Source organism: Pseudoalteromonas sp. ATL1 (genome assembly GCF_058933015.1).
The window spans coordinates 1,880,097-1,901,256 of sequence record NZ_JBZYXL010000001.1; the positions used below are offsets into that span (position 1 = coordinate 1,880,097).

The 21,160-nt window shown below is 44.9% G+C and carries 24 protein-coding genes; 9 read left to right on the forward strand and 15 right to left on the reverse strand.

Translation table 11 applies throughout. The annotated features are described in order from the left end of the window. Genes rnc through AC5FX4_RS08490 form a run of 6 tightly spaced genes read left to right on the forward strand, consistent with a single transcriptional unit; the run spans position 1 to position 4,504 of the window. On the forward strand, positions 1–678 hold the full coding sequence (rnc, locus tag AC5FX4_RS08465; RefSeq protein WP_493605998.1) for a ribonuclease III: 678 nt from the start codon (positions 1–3) through the stop codon (positions 676–678). After that, positions 668–1,567: a GTPase Era gene (gene era, locus AC5FX4_RS08470; protein ID WP_493605999.1), complete on the forward strand. Its 900-nt coding sequence runs from the start codon at positions 668–670 to the stop codon at positions 1,565–1,567. The genes rnc and era overlap by 11 nt, the downstream gene beginning before the upstream one ends. After that, on the forward strand, positions 1,568–2,257 hold the full coding sequence (gene recO / locus AC5FX4_RS08475) for a DNA repair protein RecO (RefSeq protein WP_493606000.1): 690 nt from the start codon (positions 1,568–1,570) through the stop codon (positions 2,255–2,257). A 4-nt stretch (positions 2,258–2,261) separates the two neighbouring features. Then, positions 2,262–2,996, forward strand: coding sequence for a pyridoxine 5'-phosphate synthase (gene pdxJ, locus AC5FX4_RS08480; protein WP_493606001.1), 735 nt, complete (start codon positions 2,262–2,264; stop codon positions 2,994–2,996). A gap of 29 nt (positions 2,997–3,025) precedes the next feature. Beyond that, a complete protein-coding gene (locus AC5FX4_RS08485) occupies positions 3,026–3,910 on the forward strand; it encodes a P-loop domain-containing protein (RefSeq protein ID WP_493606002.1) in 885 nt (294 codons plus the stop codon). Positions 3,911–3,970: 60 nt separating this feature from the next. Continuing rightward, on the forward strand, positions 3,971–4,504 hold the full coding sequence (locus AC5FX4_RS08490) for an AAA family ATPase (RefSeq protein ID WP_493606003.1): 534 nt from the start codon (positions 3,971–3,973) through the stop codon (positions 4,502–4,504). A 72-nt stretch (positions 4,505–4,576) separates the two neighbouring features. On the opposite strand, the gene AC5FX4_RS08495 is transcribed toward AC5FX4_RS08490, so the two are convergent. The 7 genes from AC5FX4_RS08495 to AC5FX4_RS08525 form a co-directional block, all read right to left on the reverse strand. Then, a complete protein-coding gene (locus AC5FX4_RS08495) occupies positions 4,577–5,176 on the reverse strand; it encodes a porin family protein (protein ID WP_493606004.1) in 600 nt (199 codons plus the stop codon). Between the two features lie 360 nt (positions 5,177–5,536). Next, entirely contained in the window at positions 5,537–5,983 is a 447-nt protein-coding gene (locus tag AC5FX4_RS08500) for a GNAT family N-acetyltransferase (RefSeq protein WP_493606005.1), read from the reverse strand. A 34-nt stretch (positions 5,984–6,017) separates the two neighbouring features. Next, on the reverse strand, positions 6,018–6,404 hold the full coding sequence (locus AC5FX4_RS08505) for a VOC family protein (RefSeq protein ID WP_493606006.1): 387 nt from the start codon (positions 6,402–6,404) through the stop codon (positions 6,018–6,020). 9 nt (positions 6,405–6,413) lie between these two features. Then, complete coding sequence (locus tag AC5FX4_RS08510) at positions 6,414–6,797, reverse strand: GFA family protein (protein ID WP_493606007.1); 384 nt, start codon at positions 6,795–6,797, stop codon at positions 6,414–6,416. 22 nt (positions 6,798–6,819) lie between these two features. Next, complete coding sequence (locus tag AC5FX4_RS08515) at positions 6,820–7,230, reverse strand: DUF3574 domain-containing protein (protein ID WP_493606008.1); 411 nt, start codon at positions 7,228–7,230, stop codon at positions 6,820–6,822. 96 nt (positions 7,231–7,326) lie between these two features. Continuing rightward, entirely contained in the window at positions 7,327–7,701 is a 375-nt protein-coding gene (locus AC5FX4_RS08520) for a VOC family protein (RefSeq protein ID WP_493606009.1), read from the reverse strand. Positions 7,702–7,814: 113 nt separating this feature from the next. Further along, positions 7,815–8,288 (reverse strand): SRPBCC family protein, encoded by a 474-nt coding sequence (locus tag AC5FX4_RS08525; protein WP_493606010.1) that lies wholly within the window; start codon positions 8,286–8,288, stop codon positions 7,815–7,817. A 120-nt stretch (positions 8,289–8,408) separates the two neighbouring features. Between AC5FX4_RS08525 and AC5FX4_RS08530 the strand changes: the two genes are divergently transcribed. The 3 genes from AC5FX4_RS08530 to AC5FX4_RS08540 all read left to right on the forward strand — a co-directional run bounded on the left by AC5FX4_RS08530 (position 8,409) and on the right by AC5FX4_RS08540 (position 12,818). Beyond that, positions 8,409–9,314, forward strand: coding sequence for a LysR family transcriptional regulator (locus tag AC5FX4_RS08530; RefSeq protein WP_493606011.1), 906 nt, complete (start codon positions 8,409–8,411; stop codon positions 9,312–9,314). 121 nt (positions 9,315–9,435) lie between these two features. Continuing rightward, positions 9,436–12,207 (forward strand): YbhB/YbcL family Raf kinase inhibitor-like protein, encoded by a 2,772-nt coding sequence (locus AC5FX4_RS08535; RefSeq protein WP_493606012.1) that lies wholly within the window; start codon positions 9,436–9,438, stop codon positions 12,205–12,207. Further along, the gene (locus tag AC5FX4_RS08540) at positions 12,204–12,818 is read left to right on the forward strand and encodes a hypothetical protein (RefSeq protein ID WP_493606013.1); all 615 of its coding nucleotides are present in this window, start codon (positions 12,204–12,206) and stop codon (positions 12,816–12,818) included. Before AC5FX4_RS08535 ends, AC5FX4_RS08540 begins: the two co-directional genes overlap by 4 nt. Before the next feature lie 71 nt (positions 12,819–12,889). Here AC5FX4_RS08540 and AC5FX4_RS08545 read toward each other — a convergent pair whose 3' ends face one another. The 8 genes from AC5FX4_RS08545 to AC5FX4_RS08580 form a co-directional block, all read right to left on the reverse strand. Further along, a complete protein-coding gene (locus tag AC5FX4_RS08545; RefSeq protein ID WP_493606014.1) occupies positions 12,890–13,759 on the reverse strand; it encodes a Tim44 domain-containing protein in 870 nt (289 codons plus the stop codon). Between the two features lie 130 nt (positions 13,760–13,889). Then, positions 13,890–14,606 (reverse strand): DUF3379 family protein, encoded by a 717-nt coding sequence (locus tag AC5FX4_RS08550; RefSeq protein WP_493606015.1) that lies wholly within the window; start codon positions 14,604–14,606, stop codon positions 13,890–13,892. Beyond that, entirely contained in the window at positions 14,606–15,121 is a 516-nt protein-coding gene (locus AC5FX4_RS08555) for a sigma-70 family RNA polymerase sigma factor (protein ID WP_493606016.1), read from the reverse strand. Before AC5FX4_RS08555 ends, AC5FX4_RS08550 begins: the two co-directional genes overlap by 1 nt. 62 nt (positions 15,122–15,183) lie before the next feature. Then, the gene (locus AC5FX4_RS08560; RefSeq protein ID WP_493606017.1) at positions 15,184–16,821 is read right to left on the reverse strand and encodes a BatD family protein; all 1,638 of its coding nucleotides are present in this window, start codon (positions 16,819–16,821) and stop codon (positions 15,184–15,186) included. Then, positions 16,815–18,782 (reverse strand): vWA domain-containing protein, encoded by a 1,968-nt coding sequence (locus AC5FX4_RS08565; RefSeq protein ID WP_493606018.1) that lies wholly within the window; start codon positions 18,780–18,782, stop codon positions 16,815–16,817. The genes AC5FX4_RS08560 and AC5FX4_RS08565 overlap by 7 nt, the downstream gene beginning before the upstream one ends. A gap of 1 nt (position 18,783) precedes the next feature. Further along, on the reverse strand, positions 18,784–19,779 hold the full coding sequence (locus tag AC5FX4_RS08570; RefSeq protein ID WP_493606019.1) for a vWA domain-containing protein: 996 nt from the start codon (positions 19,777–19,779) through the stop codon (positions 18,784–18,786). Further along, entirely contained in the window at positions 19,772–20,206 is a 435-nt protein-coding gene (locus tag AC5FX4_RS08575; RefSeq protein WP_493606020.1) for a DUF4381 domain-containing protein, read from the reverse strand. Before AC5FX4_RS08575 ends, AC5FX4_RS08570 begins: the two co-directional genes overlap by 8 nt. 5 nt (positions 20,207–20,211) lie before the next feature. Beyond that, positions 20,212–21,159: a DUF58 domain-containing protein gene (locus tag AC5FX4_RS08580; RefSeq protein ID WP_493606021.1), complete on the reverse strand. Its 948-nt coding sequence runs from the start codon at positions 21,157–21,159 to the stop codon at positions 20,212–20,214. Position 21,160: the final 1 nt, after the last annotated feature.

The following is a 21,160-nucleotide window of genomic DNA, read 5'->3' on the forward strand; positions in this document are numbered from 1 at the left end:
ATGAAAAGAAACGTAGCAGAATTATACAGTAAGATAGGATATCAATTTAATAACGAGGCATTGTTAGAGCAGGCTATGACACACCGTAGTCATAAGGGCCAGCACAATGAGCGATTGGAGTTTTTAGGAGATTCAATCCTAAGCTTCGTGATTGCCAATGCTTTGTATCATAAATTTCCAAAAGCGCGTGAAGGTGACTTAAGCCGCATGCGCTCAACCTTGGTTCGAGGTCAAACTCTGGCTGAATTTGGTGTTGAGTTTGGTTTAGGTGATTATCTTCGCTTGGGCCCTGGTGAATTGAAAAGCGGTGGTTTTCGTCGCGAGTCAACATTAGCTGATGCCGTTGAAGCCATTATTGGCGCAGTATTTTTAGACTCTGATATTGATACGTGTAGTGAGTTGATCCTTACTTGGTATACGACTCGATTAGAAGCTATTTCTCCCGGCCATAACCAAAAAGATCCAAAAACGCTGTTACAAGAGTACTTGCAAGCGCGTAAGTTGCCATTACCAGGTTATACGGTTATTGATACTAAAGGTCAGGCACACAACCAAACATTCACGGTTGAATGTATTGTGGAAGGTATGGAGAGCATAATTTCTGTAGGTAGCTCTCGTCGTAAAGCTGAGCAAAAAGCTGCCGAAAAAGCATTGAAGATTTTAAAAAATGACGCCTAACACACACTGTGGCATGGTTGCCATCGTTGGTCGCCCTAATGTAGGAAAATCAACGTTACTAAACAAAATTGTAGAGCAAAAGGTGAGTATCACCTCACGCAAACCGCAAACTACCCGTCACCGTATTATGGGTATTCATACAGAAGACAACTACCAAGCTGTTTATGTAGATACTCCCGGACTGCACATTGAAGAAAAGCGCGCCATTAACCGTTTAATGAACCGTGCCGCTTCGAGTTCTATCGGTGATGTTGAACTGATCATTTTTGTGCTTGAAGGGACGCTTTGGAACAGTGATGACGACATGGTGCTTAATAAGGTTAAGCAAAGTGGTCGCCCTGTACTGGTGGTGATGAACAAAGTGGACCAAGTGAAAGAGCAAGAGGATGTGCTAAAGCACATGCAATGGCTTTCTGAGCAAGGTGACTTTGTGGGCATCGTGCCTGTGTCGGCCAAGCAGAACAAAAACATTGAGCTTGTGAAAAAAGAAGTGCGCGCTCGTTTACCTGAGTGTGAATTCTACTTCCCTGAAGACTATGTTACAGACCGCTCAATGCGCTTTTTGGCCGCAGAAATCGTGCGTGAGAAGCTCATGCGTTTTATGGGCGACGAGTTACCATATTCAGTGACTGTAGAAATTGAACAGTTTAAATGGCAAGACAATGGGGTTTGGCAGATAAATGCATTGATCTTAGTTGAACGCGAATCTCAAAAGCGTATGGTGATCGGCAACAAAGGCGAAAAGCTCAAAGTGATTGGTCGTGAAGCACGCAAAGATTTAGAAAACATGTTGGATAACAAAGTATTCTTAGAGCTTTGGGTGAAAGTGAAATCAGGTTGGGCTGATGACGAGCGTGCGCTGCGTAGCTTAGGTTACGGAGAAGACTGATTGCACAACGACTTTCGGCAGGTGTATTTACTTCATCGTAGAGCCCATAGCGACTCTCAGCTGATGTTGAATATGCTTGTCGAAGGAGTTGGTCATATCAGCATGATCGCCCGCATTAAAGGCAAACAATCACTTAAACATAACGCTCACCTCAGACCCTTCACCCCCATTTTGGCTCAATACAACGGCCGTTACGATTTAAAATATTTAAATTCCTTTGAATTGGCGCAAAATCCTTTAGCACTGCAAGGTAAGCAGTTATATTGTGGCTTCTACTTAAATGAGCTGACTTATCGCATTGTGCCGCGTAACGAGCCTTTAGAGCAGGTATTTGAGTTGTATCAAACACATTTAATGTCGTTATCAAAAAACGCCGATGTGGAGCCAATTTTACGAAGTTATGAATTTCAATTGCTCAGTGCTTTGGGTTTTGGTGTTGAATTTGATATGGACGCCAATGGTGAGCCGATAACAGCGAATTTAAGCTATCAATATGTGCCTGAACTGGGTTTTGAACCCACCGATACACCGCAGTATGGGTTTTCAGGTGCCGTTTTATTGGCAATGGCAGAGCATGACTTTGCTAAAGCAACAGTACGCTCTCCTGCAAAGCATTTGAGTCGTTACTTATTAAAACCTCTATTAGGAAACAAGGCGTTAAAAAGCCGAGAATTATTTATATCAAGGTAGGGCTATGAAAGACATTTTATTGGGCGTTAACGTAGATCACATTGCAACACTGAGACAAGCACGCGGTACGACTTATCCTGATCCGGCGCATGCAGCAAGCGTTGCCGAGCACGCGGGTGCTGATGGGATCACCATTCATTTGCGTGAAGATAGACGCCATATTCAAGACAGAGATGTGTACGTAATGGCTAAGACCATCCAAACGCGCATGAATCTTGAAATTGCCGTGACCGATGAAATGTTGGCGATTGCCCAAGAAGTTAAGCCGGAATACGTGTGTTTAGTACCTGAGAAGCGTGAAGAGTTGACAACAGAAGGTGGTTTGGACGTAATTGGTAATCAAGCAAAAATTACCGAAGCGGTAAGCACACTTGCCGCTGCGGGCATTAAAGTAAGCTTATTCATAGATGCAGACAAAGCACAGATTGATGCTGCTAAAGCCACTGGCGCGCCGTACATTGAGATCCACACTGGGGCTTATGCCGATGCTGAAAATGACAAAGAGCAAGCCCAAGAACTAGAGCGCATTCGTGACGGCGTGCAATACGCTCATGGTCTTGGCATTATCGTTAATGCTGGCCATGGTTTGCATTATCACAATGTGAAACCCATCGCGCAGATGCCAGAAATTTATGAGCTGAATATTGGTCATGCAATTGTTGCTCGTGCTGCGATTGATGGTTTAGAAAAGGCGGTTCGCGATATGAAGCGTTTAATGTTAGAAGCAAGACAAGCATAACTATCACATGATATGTTTAAGGCCACATTATGTGGCCGTTTTTTTGTCTGGAAAGCAAAGTGATGCACGCTTGGCAACAAGAGTTTATAAATCAACATCAATTATCCGCGCAGTATATTTATGATGCTGAGCCAATTTTAGGCTGGCTAAACAAAGCTGTTTCAGGCTCGTCTAAGCCATATTGCTTGGCTATTAATGGCGCGCAAGGTTCCGGTAAATCAACGTTGTCACAGTACCTGATTGAGTATTTGAAAAGTGAAGGCTATAGGGCTGATTGTGTATCAATCGATGACTTTTATCTGAGTTCACAAGAGCGAAAACTACGTGCCGAACGCTATCATCCATTGTTTGCGACAAGAGGCGTGCCGGGTACGCATGATACCGAATTAGCAACGAGCTTAATGGTTCGTTTTAAACAACGTCAGAGCGTAACTATACCTCGATTTGATAAATCGAGCGATGAGCCTTTTGCAAAACAGTACTGGCATGCGCATAAACAGCCATTGGATGTACTGATTTTTGAAGGATGGTGTGTAGGCATATCTCCTGAGCCTAAAAATAGACTTAATAATCCCATTAACGACTTGGAGCGAGAGCTAGACCCTCAAGGTACTTTTAGGCAACGTGTTAATTCGTTCTTGGCTGCTGACTACCAGCGTCTTTTTTCTCACATTGACTCACTTATTTATTTGGATGTAGGTACTTTTGAACGGGTTTTTGCGTGGCGTTTAAAACAAGAGCGGCAACTTATTGGGCGAACAGGAATGGGTATGAGTGAGCAGCAAGTTGAACATTTTATCAAATTTTTTCAACGTTTAACTCAATGGGGGATGTCGTCACTGCCTAAAAAATGTGATCTGCTTATATCCGTCAATGCAGCGCATAGGTTTATGTGCGAGTTTGATGATACGTAGTGTTTATCGCTCATAGTTTGTGCTAGGTTGAAGGTCTATAGATAAGAAAAGGATTTTTTTATGAAAAAAATAGCCGTGTTTGGCAAGCCCGGCAGCGGTAAATCGACTTTGAGTAAACAGATTGCTGCGCAAACCGGCATTCCACTATATCAGCTCGACTCTTTACAATACGACAAAGCGGGTAACTCCGTCGCTAGAGAGGTATTTGATAAAGCGCACAATGAAATTATTCGCTCAGAGTGCTGGATCATAGATGGCTTGGGTCCACTTGCTTCATTCCAACAAAGGATTGAAGTGGCAGATACCCTTGTTTATATCGACTTGCCTTATGCTGTTAGCTATTGGCTCGTAACAAAGCGGCTTATAAAAGGATTATTTGTGAAGCCTGAAGGTTGGCCCGAAGGTTGTTCTATTTTGAAAGGCACAATCCAAAGCTATCAAACACTGCGACTTTGCCCTAAGTTTTGGAATGACGATTTTCTAACGACCCTTAACGCATTATCTCGTGCGGGTAAATCGCTGCATATTATTCGCTCCACCTCGGAACTTAAAAAGTTTGTCGAGCATGGTGCGCCTATTAGCAAAAGTTCATAGCTATGTGATATGAGTAATAAAATCTACTAGCGCTAAACAGGGCGATGTTTAGCGCAACTTGATTACCTAATATTAAAAGTGATAGTTAACACCAATTGATGTATTACTCCAGCTGTTTTGGGAATATTTAGGAAGCACTTGATATTCAGCAAATAGCTCAACAGTATCGGTTAATGAGTATGAAATACCCGCACCATAGTTAAATCCATCTTCAAATCGGTGCTTGGAGTATGAATGGGCATTAGCATAAGTGCCGTCTTCAGGGTTGTAGTTAGAAAACCATAGCCCAGAGTACTCAAGACGGGTTTTGGTGTATCCGAGTAGGCCATACACTTTGAGTTGGTCATAGATGTGATAAGAGGCTTTTAAATTTATCGAAGCTTGCCATTCGAGGTCTTCTTTGTAGCGCTGATCTGAAAAGCCTGGCGTATAATAGTTCCTTGAGTAACCTGAGGTACCTGTTAAATATCTGGATTCTACAGACAAATATTCGTTGAATTTATACCCACCTAGAATACCGATTGTATTAAAGTCTACACTTGTGTCAGATACATTTTGATGTCCATACAATCCACCCACATAAAAGTTATCACTGGCACTTTCCGTTGCGCTGGCACAACATGCTGAGGCTGATGAAATAATTGAAAATGTGAGTGCGGCTATGTTTCTCATGTTTAATCCTTTTTGAGTTTAACGCTTTCCAAAATAGGCCATCGCAGATATGGAAATGCTCGTGAATAAGTCATGATGGCCTGGTGGAAGAGTGTAGTGGCCTTAGTGATATGTTTCTGTTGTAAAAGTGTAATAAAATGTTGGTGATTTCTAGGTGTTGATTGTGTTTAGAAAGTAGTCACAGTAAGGGGGAGGCAGAATAAAAAATTAATGCTGGTAAAACATCAGCTAAACTATTGCCTAGCTTGTGGGTACTGTTAGGCAGTCGGCAATGAGATGAGCCGAACCTCAAAGTACATACTTTAATACTTTCGCTCAAAAGGCGGTTTTCCAAAGGTGGGAGGCAATGCTCGCTACATCTTAGCAGGTGATCAACTGTTGCATGAAGACACAGTCAAGCCCATCGGTAAAGCCATTGGTAATGATCTTAACCACTGAAAAACCTAACTTTTGGTAAAATCCTTGCGTATGCTGTGACGCGTCTATGTCAATTCTTTTCACTGTGCTATAGGCTTTAAGGCGTGATAATCGGTATGTGGTGAGTGCTTTTCCGATACCTGTTCCGTGAAATTCTAGATGTACCATTCCCCAAGTTAAACCGCCAATATTATCGTGTATTTCAATGCCCCCACAGGCAATCACCCGTTCATCTTGCAGATAAACATAATAATGATCATTGCTCGAAACATTATTGAGGAAGCATAGAAACTCAGCTCGTTCAGATTGGGCAAAATACTGCCCAATGTTGCTGTCAAATATCTCAATACATTGTTTTTTATACGTTTGATTGTATTTTAAAATAGTCATTTATCTATTAAATCAGTTTTGTATCCTGGGAGCATTACTCCCAGACATTCACATTATCAGCGTTATCGAAATCTTTGCGTTGTGGGTGCACCACGCAAAGTCTATGCCCTGTCGGCGCTTCCATGACCACCCAGCGTTCCATGGTTTTGACTACTTTGGCACCAAGTTCCTCAAGGCGCGCTACTTCTGCTTGGATGTTGTCGGTTTCAATGTCTAAGTGCACTCTGCTTTCGTGCTGTGTTTTTTGGATGAGTACCTGAGGCTGATCATCGGGCGTGTCTAAATGCGTGTATCTAGATGACCATTCTTCATCAGAATCGATGCGAGCATAGCCCAATGCCTGCTCCCAAAATGAGTTAGCGTGTTCAATATCATCTACTTTACTGTCAATCACGAGTGCGGCAAGGCGGCTTTTATGCATCTTTGATCCTTAAATTGTTTCGGTTTTATGGGCTAGTGTATGCGCATTTTGTTCCCAATTTTGGCCATCAAATTCAGTGATAATGAGCTTTGGGATCTGAGTATCAATACAATTAACGTTAACATCGACGCCATTAGGGTTGGATCGAGGTATGTAAAAAGGTTTAATACCACATTTGTTGCAGAAGTAATGTTGAGCGACATGTGTGTTGAATGTGTAGCAGGCTAACTTTTTCTGACCGTCGAGTAACCTGAATTTATCTTTGGGCACAATGAGGTGGATAAATCCCGATTTTTGGCAAATAGAGCAATTACAGCGTTCGGCTTCAATCACTTCTGGTGCTTCTACTTCAAAACTGATTTGTCCACAATGACAGCTTCCTTGATATTTCATGGCACTTAAAACTCCAATCTAGTTAAAATGAGACGCAGCTTTGATATTGCACGCGCAACACAGATTCTTGCTGAAACTGGGTTTTGTATGTATTGATGATTTCGTTAATATTCGTGATATTTTGTTGGCTATTGTTGTGAATGAGCGTGAGAATATAGCTAGGCTCTTTGACGATAACGCCGTTTTTTCCCTGCCATTGTCCGGAAGCATCCACCACAGTTAAGCCGTCAGGAAATTTAGGGGTCACGGATTTCTGCAAAAAAGATGTCCATTGTTCTTTGGTGACAAAGCCATCAGGTGTGCCCGTACCGAAGTACAGCGATTCTTGTATTTGTGATTGCAAGCCATTAGCACACTTGAGTGATGGAGTGAGTGAACAAGCGCTCATCATTGTGCATACAAAGGCTGTTAGCACGAGGTTAGGTATTCTCATAATTTTCCTTTTAAAGCATCAACACGCTATCGTGTTTAGTGTGTTGCAAGGGGCAAAAAATGCCAAGGGGTTTTTGAGGTAAATGGGTGCTTTTAGCTATCGCTTCTCTTCCATAATTCCAACTAAGTTTTCGTCGGGATCTTTTAAAAAACCAATCCATAGGTCATGGTCTTCCATTTTTGCTGCCAGTTGAGGGACTCTTTCGACTTTGGCCCCTTTGTTTATAACCTCACTAAAAAAAACCTCAATGTGCTTTACTTTGAAGTAAGGAATGGAGTTTTTGCCTATGTCTCCTGCGCCTTGTGGGGTACTTAACATCAGTCGTGTTTCACCACATTGTAAAAAAGCCAATTCATCACTGGGTGAGAATAGAAATTCAATCCCAAGTATTTCTCGGTAAAAGCATAATGCGTGTGCCACGCTGCTCACTGTGATGGCCAGTTGACCAAGAGATGATATTTTTGTCGTCATTTTATGAACTCACTAAAGAATGGAGAATCGCCGCTCTGGGTAAGTGTAGTCGATATGGTGGTTTGGATTCTCAAATGGTTTAAGCCAGATAAGCATCTGGCTCAATTGTATGGTCAATAATCAAATTGGTGCGTTTCATTAGTATGTTCTAGCAGCCTTTTTAAATTTGCGACTCCTTCGGATGCTCTTGCAAGCAAGTCTTGTTTCAAAGCTTGAATTAATTCACTACGCTCATCTAGGCTCGTGCAACGGCTATGGTATTGCAATATCATCTCACAAGTATTGTCGCAATGTTGCGTAAACCTTATGGTCATTTGAGGTAAGACGCCTGCTAGCTCTCCTTGGGTTAGAAATAGTTGGTTTTCTTGGCATTGAATTACTTCAATGCAGAATGCTTGCTCGACACCATTGAGTATGAGGGTTTCTTGATAGGTTTTGCCAATAGCACCGTGGGGCAGATCATTTTTAGAATCAATCGCCACTACCCCCGGAAACCATTTGCCATAATTTTCCATATTTGTTATGAATTTAAAAACGTACTCCACGGGCGCTGTAATCGTCGCTATGGTTTTATTAAGTTCAATCATTGTTATGCTACTCCTTGTTTTTGTTTATAAATATGACTGTACAAAGGTAAGTGATTAAAATAAATTGAATTAAAACTTGATTCTAATTAACCAAATGGAAAGCAGTGGAGGGCACTAAATGTGTCAAAATTTAACCAATATCGGACTTTTATCACTGTGGTTGAGCAAGGGAGCATTACACTAGCTGCGAACGTACTGAATTTGTCTGTCCCAGCGATAAGTAAGCAGCTATCGCAGTTAGAAGAGAGCCTGCAAACTCAGCTTTTCTATCGCGCTCATAAAAAATTAGACATCACGAACATGGGTAAACAGTTTTATCCCAAATGTAAGGCAATACTTGCTTCTGTGTCACAGGCTGAAGAAGCACTCCTTTCGGAGCAAAGTGTGGTTTGTGGTGAGTTGCGGGTTACTTTGTCAAAATCGTTATGTCGTTCGCAACTTATGACCATTCTAGCTGATTTTGCACACCATTTTCCTGCAATTCAGTTGCATTTGCATTATAGCGACGAACTTGCGGATTTATACGCAAGCGATATTGACTTTGCATTTAGACTAGGTCAGTTAGATGATAGTAACATGGTGGCTAAACCTTTAGCTGATCTTCAATTGGTTGCCTGTGCCACAAGGCAATATTTGCAGAAGCATGGCACGCCAACTGATTTTTCAGACTTAGGAAGCGCCCAATTTATATTACCGTCGTCGTTAAACCCAAACGGTGAACTAAAAGCTTTTTTAAATAAGCATCGCTTTGATTTTGGAAAATCAGTTGCTCATTACAGTAATGATATTGAAGGCATTTACCAACTAACGCAGGCGAGTCTAGGTATTGGACTATTTTTGGATGTGTCAGTATCCAATGAATTGGCGAGCGGTCAATTTGTGTCGCTGTTCTGCGACCATGGTTTACCTACAAAGCGTTTGTATTTGCTTGCTAAAAAGGATCAATGGCAACTCAAAAAGTATCGGGTATTTAAGGAGTTTATGGTGGCCTCTTCGGCAACTATGCACGTAGGGAGTTGCAAATGAAGTATTTTATCATGTACCTAATATCAATAAGTTAGACGCTTTTTTTGCTGGCTGTGCATAATTCATCCACAATCTATGTTTAGGCTCAATAATAACCTAACTCAGGTAGATGAGGCTCAACATGATGAAACTAATTCTGCGCATTTGTTCAGCGTTAACTGTGGCATTATTTACGCTCACTTTAGTGAGTGGCTGCGGCGGCTCTGGTTCAGATTCTGCTCAAACAACAACACCAACGGATGACAGTAATAACAATCCAGACCCAACGCCGGACCCAGACCCAACACCGGACCCAGACCCAACACCGGACCCAGACCCAACACCGGACCCTGACCCAACGCCGGACCCTGACCCAACACCGGACCCAGACCCAACACCGGACCCGACGCCGGACCCAGATCCAACCCCCGAAACAGGCGCTTTGACGAGAGGGGTCGCAACGACCACAATCAGCAACCTGTTCGCTCAGGGCAGCCGTGTTGCTGCGGTAGGGAGTATTACCGATAGTGATCAGCAAACATGGGTAGTGCCAGCAGAGAACTTATTCCAAGACGCTAGCATGCCATTTGCTTCCGATTTATATAACAACTATGTAGCGGGTCACAATTATGCTGATGCGGCGAGTGCAAAAGCGGCGCTTAATGGCACTGATATCATTGAAATTGATGCCGACGGTGAAGTGATCACTGCGTATATTTTTGCGGATAATTACTTTGAAATGTATGTAAATGGCGTTGCAGTTGGAAAAGATCCCGTACCATTTACCGAGTTCAACTCAAACATTGTTCGTTTCAAAGTGAAGCAGCCCTTTACCGTTGCTATGGCCTTAGTTGATTGGGAAGAAACATTAGGTACAGGCACTGAAAATAACAAAGGCAGTGCCTATTCTCCAGGTGATGGTGGCATGGTTGCCGTTTTCAAAGACAGCAATGAGCAAATTATTGGCGTGACAAACAATCAGTGGAAAGCTCAAACTTTTTACACCGCGCCTATTGTTGATACTTCGTGCTTAAGTACATCGGGTAATGAGCGATTATCAACAAGCTGTAGTACATCAGCGGTGAGTGATATTGCCAATGTGAATGCGATACATTGGGCGCGTCCAGCTAACTGGATGAGTGAAAGTTATGATGATAGCAGCTGGCCAAGCGCGTATACATTCACCAATGACACCGTGGGCGTTGATAACAAGCAAGCCTACACCAACTTTACCAATGTGTTTGATGATGCGAGTAACGATGCACAGTTTATTTGGAGTTCTAACCTCGTCCTTGATAACGAAGTATTAGTTAGAGGCACGGTTGGTTCTAGCGGTGGCACAACCCCGGATGATGGCAACAATGGCAGCTTTACGATGAGTAGCAAGGCGGTAAAAAGTGACAATGTTATCCCGTTCTCAGCGACCTGTGATGGAGTTAGCCAAGGGATGTCCATACCGCTTGAGTGGTCTGGTGCGCCGTCGGGAACGCAGTCATTTGCACTGTCTATGCATCATTTTCCAAACCCGAATGATGCAGGAGATTTTTCTAAAGCCCATTCGTATTGGACCATGTACGACTTACCCGCAAGTACATCAAGCCTTGCAACGGGTGATACCTCGGTGGGTGTGTTTGGTATAAATAGTGTAAACGATCAACAAGCATACTCAGCACCTTGCTCGTCAGGACCCAGTGAGCACGAATATACTATCACCTTGTACGCACTATCTGCTGGGGTGGGCTCGTTAGGTTTAACAGGGAGTTCAACGGACATCGTCACTTTGCGCAACACCATCGCACCACATACACTTGGTACGTCAACGATGACCTTAACACGTAAGCGATATAACCCCAAAAACAGCGATCATCTCCCATCCAGCGTAGCCAAAACGTGCGCCGATAAGTCCATTGCGTTTGCACCGTACAGCGATTATGTGTCGGTAAGTTGTAATGGGAATACTCTGAGTGTTACCACCAATACGATGTTGCCATACCGCTCGAAACTGGATGGCGATAAAGCCAATGTCGGTATTCGTTCTTGGATTGGGCGTGTGCCTATTCCTGAGCAAGCTACGTGGACATTGCCGATTACACCGACCTATTTATCTTCTGTGCAAAGCAATATCAATATTCACCACGCGGTAGGCATTTCCGTCGAAGGCGTGCCGATTTTGCACTATGCCAAAGAAAGCCAACCCGATGAAATTGCACAATTAGGACAGGACTACAGCGACCGCGATACCGTGTTACTCGGTGAAATTGACCAATGTGGTGGCCATGCCGGTAACGGTGAAGATTATCACTACCATATGGCACCTATTTGTTTAATGGACAGCCACGACCCATCACAACCTCTGGCTTACATGTTTGACGGTTTACCGCTTTATTTTGGTACCGGTGGTGGCGTTAAAACCACTGGCGGCACAGATTATGGTTCCGGGCGTTATGCTGAGCTTAATTATTTGCCGCAAGACGTGCAGCAGGGGAGTAAATCGCTGGATGCATGTAATGCGTATGACTTGCACGGTGATGGCAGCGAGTATGTGTATTACAGTACCACAGATGCGCCATACAGCATCGGCTGCTTCCGCGCTCAGGCCGATCAGGCTGGCTCTGTTCCCGCTGGCCCGCACTGGACGCAAGAGCGCGACCTCTCTTGGACGGGCAATGATGTATCCTTGACTGACTACGACACCATGAGTTTTGGCGGCAAAACATGGCAGTTTATTGAAGTCACACCGGGTGCAAGCAACAACCGTATTCCAAGCGGCAAGACGGCTTTGCTCATGTACCGTCAACTGGTTTCAGGTGATAGCGGTTACAATCCAAACGCGAACTGTTATGCCTTTAGATATCGCTTGGATAGCACAGATACTGCTGGGTCCAATGATACTTACTCAGAGCATTGCCGATGAGTGCGCAAGGGATAATAAGCTGTAAACGCTTACAAATTGCTTTTATGGTGATGCTATCGTTGTGGGTTGACGTAACGTCAGCTCACGGCTTGCAGATGACCACAGCGCAAATCGTGCAGCGACAAGATAACTACGTGTTTATTACTATCTCTACCTCTATCGCGAAGTTGTATCAGCAAATCGAGTATGAAGGAAAACCCACATCGATTATCCACCTTGCCAATGGGCCTGATGAGCAAGTTGAGCAATTTCGCTCCGCATTGTTTAAGTTGTTTGAGTCGCGGTTGCAATTTTCGGTGGCAGATAAAAAACTTCAATCGATACGGCTGAAAATGCACAATACGCCTGAGCTTAAAAAGCTGCTACAAGCAGAGGTCGCCGAGCATATATTAAGCGCTGTTCCCGGCGCTAAAAACCACCACGCTGACAGGCAAAATTATTTGCGAATTGAGGTGGATGGCTTTGTACCAATGACTGATGGACCCAAAGTGTTGAGTGGCTATTTCCCTAAGGAATTGGGGCAAATTTTAGTGAGCTACAGCAAACCTCAGATGCAAACTATTTCGCCAAGCGAGCAGGGGAGTGTGTTTTCACAGGCTCTATTCAAATAGAAAGCATCGCACATTAAAAAGCCGCAGGTTTGTGCCTGCGGCTTTTACGTATCAATTTAAATGTTAATCGATTAACTATCCGCTAAATCTTCCAAGCCAACGATTAACCATGGTGCATTGCCTTGTGTTTGACGCTCTAGGTGCCAAATTTCGTGAATTGGCTCTTCTTGCTTATCGCCTAGGTCGCGGTATTTGCCTTTAAATAAAATACTCACTTCCCACACATCCGGCTGCGTATCAGCACGCACTAATTGTGCGTCAATAAACATCACTTCAGTGGCAACGTCGTCATGGCTTTCTCGCTCGCGCTTAAACTCTTCAACTAACTCTGGGCTTAGGTATTCTGCCATTGTCGCAAAGTCTTTGTTGTTCCAAGCTTCTTGTAGCGTGTGGTAGTGCTGGCGTGCGCCGTGTAAAAAGCTGTTTATATCAAAGTCTTTTGGCAGGTTAAAAGGCACAGAGTCTTGCTGAGCAAAGCCGCCTGCGGACGCTGATTGCGTTTGGAATTGCTGCGGTTGTTCAAACTGTGGTTGGCCACCCATTGCAGGGTTCCCCATTTGTGGGCCACCCGCCATATGCGGTTGTTGGCGTTTTTGCATCATGCCTTTGATCAATTTAAAAATCACAAATGCGGCAAGGGCGAGTAAAATCATCTCTAAAAATTGGAAGCCTTCAAAATCATCACCCAACATTGCCGCGATCAAGCCGCCAGCAAGTAAGCCGCCTAACACGCCCGCCATAATACCTTTTTTACTTGATTTAGGCTTCGCGGATGATGTGGGGGCAATCGATTTGGTGTCCGTTTGCTGTTTTTGTTGCGTGGTGCTGGTTTGCTGGGTTTTGCCAGTTGATTTACTGCCAAACTTTTTTCTGGCTTCAACGTCAAAACTGCTGACAAATAAGAGCGAGATCAGTGAAAAAAATACGATAAAGTTTTTCATAACTTTCCTATAGAACTAAAACTGACGAAATTGTAAAGAAAGGTGTCGCTAAGTTAAATACAAATGAGGTTGATGGGGGGCTAGAGTCGATGAGCGGTACGTGGTGAACGTACCGCTTTATTTACAGAATTTATAACCACTTAAGCGCGTTGACTACCTGCTTTTGGTATTGCTCAACAGGGGAGCCTAAGTTCGCCACCAGTACCGTTGCACCGTGTTTATCTTGATCGATAATGCCCAAATACTGTTCGTCTTTAAATTGACCGTTGCCACCCAAGCTGTTTTTCTTGTCGATGGGCACGATAAATACCGTTATAGGCCCAAATTCTGATTGAAAAACAAGGTGCAAACTTTCTTGCCCTTGAAAGTGGCAAAATGTGGCATATGTCACCTTGCCGGGCAGATTACTCAACGTTGCGCCAAACTTAGCGAGTTTTTCATTCACTATTTGCATGGCGATTTCTTTGTCACTGGCAAACGCGCTTTTTTCATGGCGCACGTGTGACAGCGCATGGTCACCGGCAAGCAATGGCGATTGCGTGGCGCTCATAAAGTACAACCCCAATGCAAACGTCGCGCTAGCTGCGGTTGCAAACGGCGTTTTATGGCGGCGAAACCATGACTTTCTTTGCAGGACATTATGACTGTTGTCTTGCTGTTGCTTTGCCAGTATGCGCTCAGCCAAGCCTTCAGGTACTTCAACCTGCAAAGCATCATTGAGCTGGGCGTCAAAAGCTTGTAAGTCTTCCAATAAGGCCTGTTGTTCAGGGTCTTTTGCAGCTTCTTGCGCAACGTCCGTATCGTGTGGATCTGCAAACAGGCGACGACGAAATTCTAAATCATTCATCAATTTTGTGCCCCTTTAAGTGGTTCTTGGTGCTCAGTCAGCGCTTCTTTTAGCTGGTTACGTGCACGATATAAGCGTGTCATCACGGTATTTTTGTTCAGCTCCAATATGTCTGCTATTTCATCACCCGAGCAACCCATTACAACTTGCAGTAGCAGGGGCTCGCGGTACTCAGCAGAGAGTTTACTAATTTGCCTTTGTATGACGGTTTGTTCCATCTTGTCGTCAAGTTCAACACTTTGGTTGTCTACCAGTGTGTCGTTATCTACATCGGCGTAATCGAACTGCTTACGTTCGAAGCGGCGCGCATTTTCGCGACGCAAAATTGTTAACAACCAAGGCTTGGCGGCATTGTCATCTTGTAATGAATCAAGTGAACGCCAAGCCCTTAAAAAGGTTTCTTGCACTAAGTCTTCGGCAATGGTCGGGTCTTGGCAAAGCCAGTAGGCGAACCGATAGAGTTCGACATGGTAGACCTGTACCAAAGATTCGTAGCGCTTTTGTTTTATGGTCATGCTAGTAAGACCTTATGGTTAGCAGTTTTCTTGCATCTTTTTTGCAATTTATTTTATCTAGCTCAGTATAGCTGAGCTAGATTGGTATTCTTATTGGCTGCTTGTTTTTTCTGTGCAGACATAAGTAGCTGGTATATCTTGGATAAATCAGCTGCTTGCGTTGCATTACTGTACAGTGAAGCTTGCAATGCGGCAATTTCTTCACTTAACTGTGGCTCGTCTTGCTGGACGAGCCATGCATCAAACCCTGACTCTGGCTGTACTTGTTTAGCGTAACTGCGCAGTGCTTGGTAAAAGCCGCTTGCATCATTTTGTTTGGCTGCGATTTTGAGTAACTCACTTGGAACCTGACGCTTTGTGCTCGCTTTTGGATTGGTTACATGCGCAGATTTGTTTGGTTTTCGTAACCACCAAAGTAGCAATGTAATGAGCCATAAAATGTAGCCAGAGCCCATAACTAGCCAATCGGTAAGCGTTTTAGATGTATCAACAATTTGAGGCACCACACTAGGTACTGGCTCGACAACTGCGGGAGTTGCCATGTTTGGCACGACCGGCTGTGTTGCGGTAAGAGGCTGATTTGGATCGGCCACCACCGTAATTGTGCGCGCCGGTAAAGTGGCGTAGTTTACTTTGTTGATTACGGTATTAAACCAAGGCACCTTGACTTCCGGTAGGGTATACGTGCCCGGTGTTTGTGGCACTAAAGCGTATGATGAGACTAATTGTGAGATCACGCGGCCATCTCTGGCCAGTTGATTACGCTCACTTTCATCTGGGTAGCTACGAATACCCGTGATTGTATCTAATTTGATGTCAGGCAATTGCTCTTGCGTGACGCCTAAAGCAGTCAGTGTGATTGTACGCGTGATAGGGGTGCCAACCGTTACCTGCTCACCACTAGGTTGCCACTCTTCACTTAAATTCACCAACTCACTCGGTAACCAAGCGCCTTGATAGTTATCGGGGATGGGCTTTACGCTAATATCGACATTGTCGGCCATAGCTGATACCGCCATGCGACGGTAATTTTCGCGAACTTGACCATTAAACACCGGTGCAGAGATAGTAAACTCACCACTTTTTTGTGGTTGTACTAGATACTCGCGGGTGATCACCATGTAGCGACGGCCGTCCACAACCTCGTAGCCTTCTTTTTGCTTACCCAGCGCTGTGATCTGCGCATCTTCCATTTCTGGTGGTGACAACTGGCCATCAAGCAGATCTTTTGCTAAGTAGAGTTTGACCGTGTATAGACCCGCTTGTTGTACATATAAGTTACTTGGTTTGAGCTCACCGGTGACAAAAATATCTTTTTGCGTTTGCTCACTGTCACTCCTTGGTACCACTGTTAGCTCGATAGGCGCAGACTGCTTACCATCCACCTCAAAGGCTGGAATGGTGAACGTACCAGCAGAGCGTACCATCACCTGCATTTGCCATGTGGTTTGACTGCTTACACTGCCGTTGATGATGCTGGTACGAGAGCCAACGCTCACAGGGCCTGTTACAAATTGTTTAGCGAGTACGCTGGTATCTGGCTGCTCGCCAGACACTTTACCATCAGCTTCGATGGTGAGCGTAAAGTACTCACCGACCAATACGGGGTTTTTATCAACACTGGCGGTTAAATTATCAAAGGCCCAAACAGGGCGCATAAGCATTAAAAGGAATACGGAAACTAACAAACGTATTACCATGATTTTTCAACTCCTTGTGGACGGCGTTGTTGTGCGCGTTGTTGCGCTTCTAATTGCATTTTATTGCGTAACAAAATGGCAGGGTCATCAGGTACTTTTCGAAGTAACTGATTAAGCTGCTGCGCTTTTTCTTTTTCTTCAGGGGTAAGAGGCTGTGCTGAAATAGGTGCCATGCCTTGCTCAGATTCGCCCTCTTTAGGCTGCTGCTGAGCTTGCTGCGCCATGGCTGCTTGCTGTTGTGCTTGCTCGTCAGCCTCTTTTTGTTGATCACTCATACTTTGCTGCGTTTGCTGCTCAGTTTTCGGCTCACTTTGCATGTCGGGCTGGTTATTTTGTTCCCCATCAGATTGTTGCTGTTGGTCGCCTTGTTGCTGTTGGTCGCCTTGTTGCTGTTGGTCACCTTGTTGCTGTTGGTCACCTTGTTGCTGTTGGTCACCTTGTTGCTGTTGGTCACCTTGTTGCTGTTGGTCACCTTGCTGCTGTTGGTCGCCTTGCTGTTGCTGGTCACCTTGTTGCTGTTGGTCACCTTGTTGCTGTTGGTCGCCTTGTTGCTGTTGGTCACCTTGCTGCTGTTGGTCGCCTTGCTGTTGCTGGTCACCTTGCTGTTTATCTTGTTGCTGCTTGAGTTGTTCAACAAGTGCTTTGTTTTCGGCTGCTTGGCTAAAGTCAGGGTCTGCGGCTAATGCCTTCTCATAGGCTTCGATTGCTTTATCCAGCTCACCTTGCTGCGCGAGCGCATTCCCGAAGTTGTATTGCCCGATGGCTGAAGTGGTATTTTCAAGCACTTGAGCGGCTTGCTTATAGTCACCTTGTTTGTAAAAGGCTGCGCCTTTAAGCTCCGCATTTTGGGCGCTGGTTGCTTGTTGATAATCATCACTTTGATAGGCGCTTAAAGCATTTTGGTCGGTGTTTTTAAACCAACTTTGCCAATCAGCAGCCATAGCTTGCTCTGCAGGGTTGAACATAAACAGCACAACGAGCAGGCTGATCCCGGCGCGGCGCATGATTAACAGCGCTAAAGGTAGTAGCAAAATCAAGCCGTATTGGCCCGCATCAACGCGCCACAGTGTTTGACTTTGCTCTGATTGCTGTAAATCTTGCGTGTCGGCTAGTTTGGGCGTAAAGGCTTTAATATCGCTTCCGCTGGTTTGGTAGCGCACAAGTTGCCCTTTGTTACGCTTGGCTAACCCATCTAAACGCGCAAAATTAATCTTAGGAACGACGATTTGCCCAGAATTGTCTTTTAAAAAGCCGCCTTCAGGCAGTGCAATTGGCGCGCCTTGCTCTGTGCCAATGCCATAGATACTCAATGCATAGTTACTAGCGCTAAGCTCACCGTTTACATCGTCTATATCCGCTTGATCAAGCCCGTCAGTAAGCAAGATAATTTCACCTTGTGCGTATCCGGCTTGCTTGAGCAACTCAACGGCTTGCGCAATCCCTGCTAGCACATTTGAACCTTTGCTTGGCATAATTGCGGGGCTTAAACTCGGGATTAAGTTAGCTAAAGTAGCAGCATCGCTGGTTAGTGGTGATACGGTAAAGGCATCACCCGCGTAAGCAACCAAAGCCGTTTCGCCTTCTTTAAACAACTCAATCATATCGAGTGCCTTAAAGCGTGCTTGCGTCAGGCGGTTAGGCGTGATGTCAGTGGAGTACATGGAATAAGACATGTCCATCAACAGCACTCTAGCTTGTTTTGCTTGAAAGACGGGGACTTGTTGCTTTTCAAAGCTAGGACCTGCTGCACTGATTATGCCTACCAGTAAAAATAGGCTGATAAGCAACGGGCTTGCTTGTTTACGCTGTTGCTTATTTTCACTCAGCATGACATTCGCTAAGTGCGGTGCGATCAGCGGGCTTTGTTTTTGCTTTGCTTGCTTGGTAAATTGAATGCTCGTCACCACAAGCCACGGGATTAACAACCAAAGTAAGTCGGGACGAATAAACATAAACTCCATGCTACGCCTCCTGTCTTAAGCTTAAATTTTTTGCCGCTTTTACGAATAGCGCTAGTGCGATAAGTGCCAGTGCGCCAAGTAAAGGCCAGTAAAAAAGCGCGAGTTGCGGGCGAAATGTTTGGGCTTCGTCAGAAACTGGTTCTAACTTATCCAATTCTTGATAAATTTTTTGTAGGCCCGCGACATCTTTGGCGCGGAAATACAAACCACCAGTTTCTTTGGCAATATGTTTCAATGTCGTTTCATCAATGCTGCCACCACCGCCAAGGCCACCCATGCCAAAGAGGCCAAATCCACCTCTGCCATCGGAACCAACGCCCACGGTGTAGACTTTGATGCCTTCTTCGCGAGCAAGGATCAGTGCATCTTCTGGTTTTAAATTGCCCGCGGTGTTTTGACCATCGGTCAGCAAAATGAGAATGCGGTTACTTTGTTGTTTTTGACTGAAGCGTTTCACCGTGAGACCAAGCGCATCACCAATGGCGGTTGCGCGCCCGACTAAGCCAATTTGTGCTTCGTTGAGCATTTGGCTAACCGTGTTTAAGTCGCGTGTTAATGGTGTTTGTAAAAAGGCGGTATCACCAAACAAAATAAGCCCAAGGCGATCGCCCTGACGTTGTTCGATAAAGTCGCCCAGTACCGCTTTCACCACGGAAAGTCGGTCAATGTAGCGCCCTTGATATTCCATATCTTGTTCAGTCATGGAGCCTGATAAGTCAACTGCGAGCATAATGTCGCGGCCTTCATTGGGTAGGGCAATAGGGTCATCAAGCCACTTTGGATTGGCCGCTGCGACTACTAAAAGTAACCAAATCAGCATTTCTAGCCAATTTGTGCCACGGCTTTGAACGGTTTCTTTTGGTGCAAGAGCAGCAAGACTGGCAAAACTGGGCATACGTAGTCGTTGCGAGGCACTGTGTTGCACGGGTTTCAATTTGGCAATTAACCAAGGCAACGGCAGTAGTAAAAAGGCCCATGGCCATGAAAACTCAAACATCGATGGCCTCTTTTAATTTAAACTTTTTAATAGCTGTATGTAGTTTGTTGGCCAGCTCAATATTGGGCGTTGGACCGTACAAACTCTCTAATTCTTTGGCGCCAAACTCTTGACCGCTAAGTTGTGATAGTCGTTTTGACCACTGCGTATTACATCCCGATACGGCGCGGTTGCCATAGTAATGCTTGGCTAGCCGTTTTACGAGGATGTGCAGTTGCTGTGGGTCTTGTGCGATATGTTCGCATTGCTCAATGGCTTCACGTTTTGCCCGTTGTAGTTGCCATGCTTTAAAGCGCCATACAACTAGGGCTAACAAAACCAGTAGGCTTAGGACAATCAGCGACCACATAGCTGGTGAAAGTGGCCACCATGACACTTCATTGGGGGGCATGACGTCATGTAATGCCGCTAAAGGAGAAGCTTGCATAACCGTTAATACCTCGACAACTGTGATTCTAAAGGGGTCGCCGCGCTGAATGACTGCATTGTCATGCCAGCACGCTTTAAGCGCGCTAAACGCTGAGCAAATGCATCAGCCGCTTTTTGTGCAAATTTGGCCCGAAACTGCTTATCCATGAGCGGTAAAGTCCAAGCATTGCTACCTGCCTCAACTGTGATTGCATCTTTGTATGCGGGCAGTTGATGCTCAAATGGATCGCTCACTTGGCAGCCAATCAACTCGCAGTGCCTTGCTAAGCGTTCTAGCTGTTTGAAACTGGCATCATCCAAGCTGCTAAAATCGGAGATTAAATAAATTAAACTGCCGGGTTTAGCTAAATGTGTGAGGCGCTTAAGATTATCTGCAAATCGATTTGGTGCGATGTTTTCGCGATTGCTTAGTGCCAACTCATGAATATCGCAAAGTTGATGGCAAAGTGCCAATACACCTTTATCTCGCGCGGTCGGTTTTAATTCGTGATGACCATACTCGCTAAACACAATACCACCGAGCCTGTCGCCACGTTGGCACGCAGACCAAGCAACTAAGGCACTCAAATGGGCCGCTTGCACAGATTTAAGCAATAACTGCGAGCCAAATAACATGCTATTAGACAGATCCGTAAATATAAAAACGGGGCGTTCTTTTTCTTCTTGATAGAGCTTGGTATGCGCTTCGCCGGTGCGTGCGGTGACGCGCCAATCGATGGCGCGAATGTCATCGCCATATTGATATTGGCGCACTTCAGCAAATTCCATACCTCTGCCTTTATGAGGCGCAAGATATTGGCCTGCTTGTGCACTTTTAACTCGGGCACGCGGCTTCAGCGATAACAAATTTGCTTTGGGCTTATAGTAAAGTAACTCTTTTAAGCCCAATTGTGCGCCATTACTATGGCATTGCTCTAACCAAGCTTGGGTTGATAACTGAGCTTTTTGCATT

Bases quoted from the DNA above. Each gene is read 5' to 3' on its own strand.
- rnc (WP_493605998.1), top strand. From the start codon at position 1: ATGAAAAGAAACGTAGCAGAATTATACAGTAAGATAGGATATCAATTT.
- era (WP_493605999.1), top strand. From the start codon at position 668: ATGACGCCTAACACACACTGTGGCATGGTTGCCATCGTTGGTCGCCCT.
- pdxJ (WP_493606001.1), top strand. From the start codon at position 2,262: ATGAAAGACATTTTATTGGGCGTTAACGTAGATCACATTGCAACACTG.
- AC5FX4_RS08485 (WP_493606002.1), top strand. From the start codon at position 3,026: ATGTGGCCGTTTTTTTGTCTGGAAAGCAAAGTGATGCACGCTTGGCAA.
- AC5FX4_RS08490 (WP_493606003.1), top strand. From the start codon at position 3,971: ATGAAAAAAATAGCCGTGTTTGGCAAGCCCGGCAGCGGTAAATCGACT.
- AC5FX4_RS08495 (WP_493606004.1), bottom strand. From the start codon at position 5,176: ATGAGAAACATAGCCGCACTCACATTTTCAATTATTTCATCAGCCTCA.
- AC5FX4_RS08500 (WP_493606005.1), bottom strand. From the start codon at position 5,983: ATGACTATTTTAAAATACAATCAAACGTATAAAAAACAATGTATTGAG.
- AC5FX4_RS08505 (WP_493606006.1), bottom strand. From the start codon at position 6,404: ATGCATAAAAGCCGCCTTGCCGCACTCGTGATTGACAGTAAAGTAGAT.
- AC5FX4_RS08510 (WP_493606007.1), bottom strand. From the start codon at position 6,797: ATGAAATATCAAGGAAGCTGTCATTGTGGACAAATCAGTTTTGAAGTA.
- AC5FX4_RS08515 (WP_493606008.1), bottom strand. From the start codon at position 7,230: ATGAGAATACCTAACCTCGTGCTAACAGCCTTTGTATGCACAATGATG.
- AC5FX4_RS08520 (WP_493606009.1), bottom strand. From the start codon at position 7,701: ATGACGACAAAAATATCATCTCTTGGTCAACTGGCCATCACAGTGAGC.
- AC5FX4_RS08525 (WP_493606010.1), bottom strand. From the start codon at position 8,288: ATGATTGAACTTAATAAAACCATAGCGACGATTACAGCGCCCGTGGAG.
- AC5FX4_RS08535 (WP_493606012.1), top strand. From the start codon at position 9,436: ATGATGAAACTAATTCTGCGCATTTGTTCAGCGTTAACTGTGGCATTA.
- AC5FX4_RS08540 (WP_493606013.1), top strand. From the start codon at position 12,204: ATGAGTGCGCAAGGGATAATAAGCTGTAAACGCTTACAAATTGCTTTT.
- AC5FX4_RS08545 (WP_493606014.1), bottom strand. From the start codon at position 13,759: ATGAAAAACTTTATCGTATTTTTTTCACTGATCTCGCTCTTATTTGTC.
- AC5FX4_RS08550 (WP_493606015.1), bottom strand. From the start codon at position 14,606: ATGAATGATTTAGAATTTCGTCGTCGCCTGTTTGCAGATCCACACGAT.
- AC5FX4_RS08555 (WP_493606016.1), bottom strand. From the start codon at position 15,121: ATGACCATAAAACAAAAGCGCTACGAATCTTTGGTACAGGTCTACCAT.
- AC5FX4_RS08560 (WP_493606017.1), bottom strand. From the start codon at position 16,821: ATGGTAATACGTTTGTTAGTTTCCGTATTCCTTTTAATGCTTATGCGC.
- AC5FX4_RS08565 (WP_493606018.1), bottom strand. From the start codon at position 18,782: ATGGAGTTTATGTTTATTCGTCCCGACTTACTTTGGTTGTTAATCCCG.
- AC5FX4_RS08570 (WP_493606019.1), bottom strand. From the start codon at position 19,779: ATGTTTGAGTTTTCATGGCCATGGGCCTTTTTACTACTGCCGTTGCCT.
- AC5FX4_RS08575 (WP_493606020.1), bottom strand. From the start codon at position 20,206: ATGCAAGCTTCTCCTTTAGCGGCATTACATGACGTCATGCCCCCCAAT.
- AC5FX4_RS08580 (WP_493606021.1), bottom strand. From the start codon at position 21,159: ATGCAAAAAGCTCAGTTATCAACCCAAGCTTGGTTAGAGCAATGCCAT.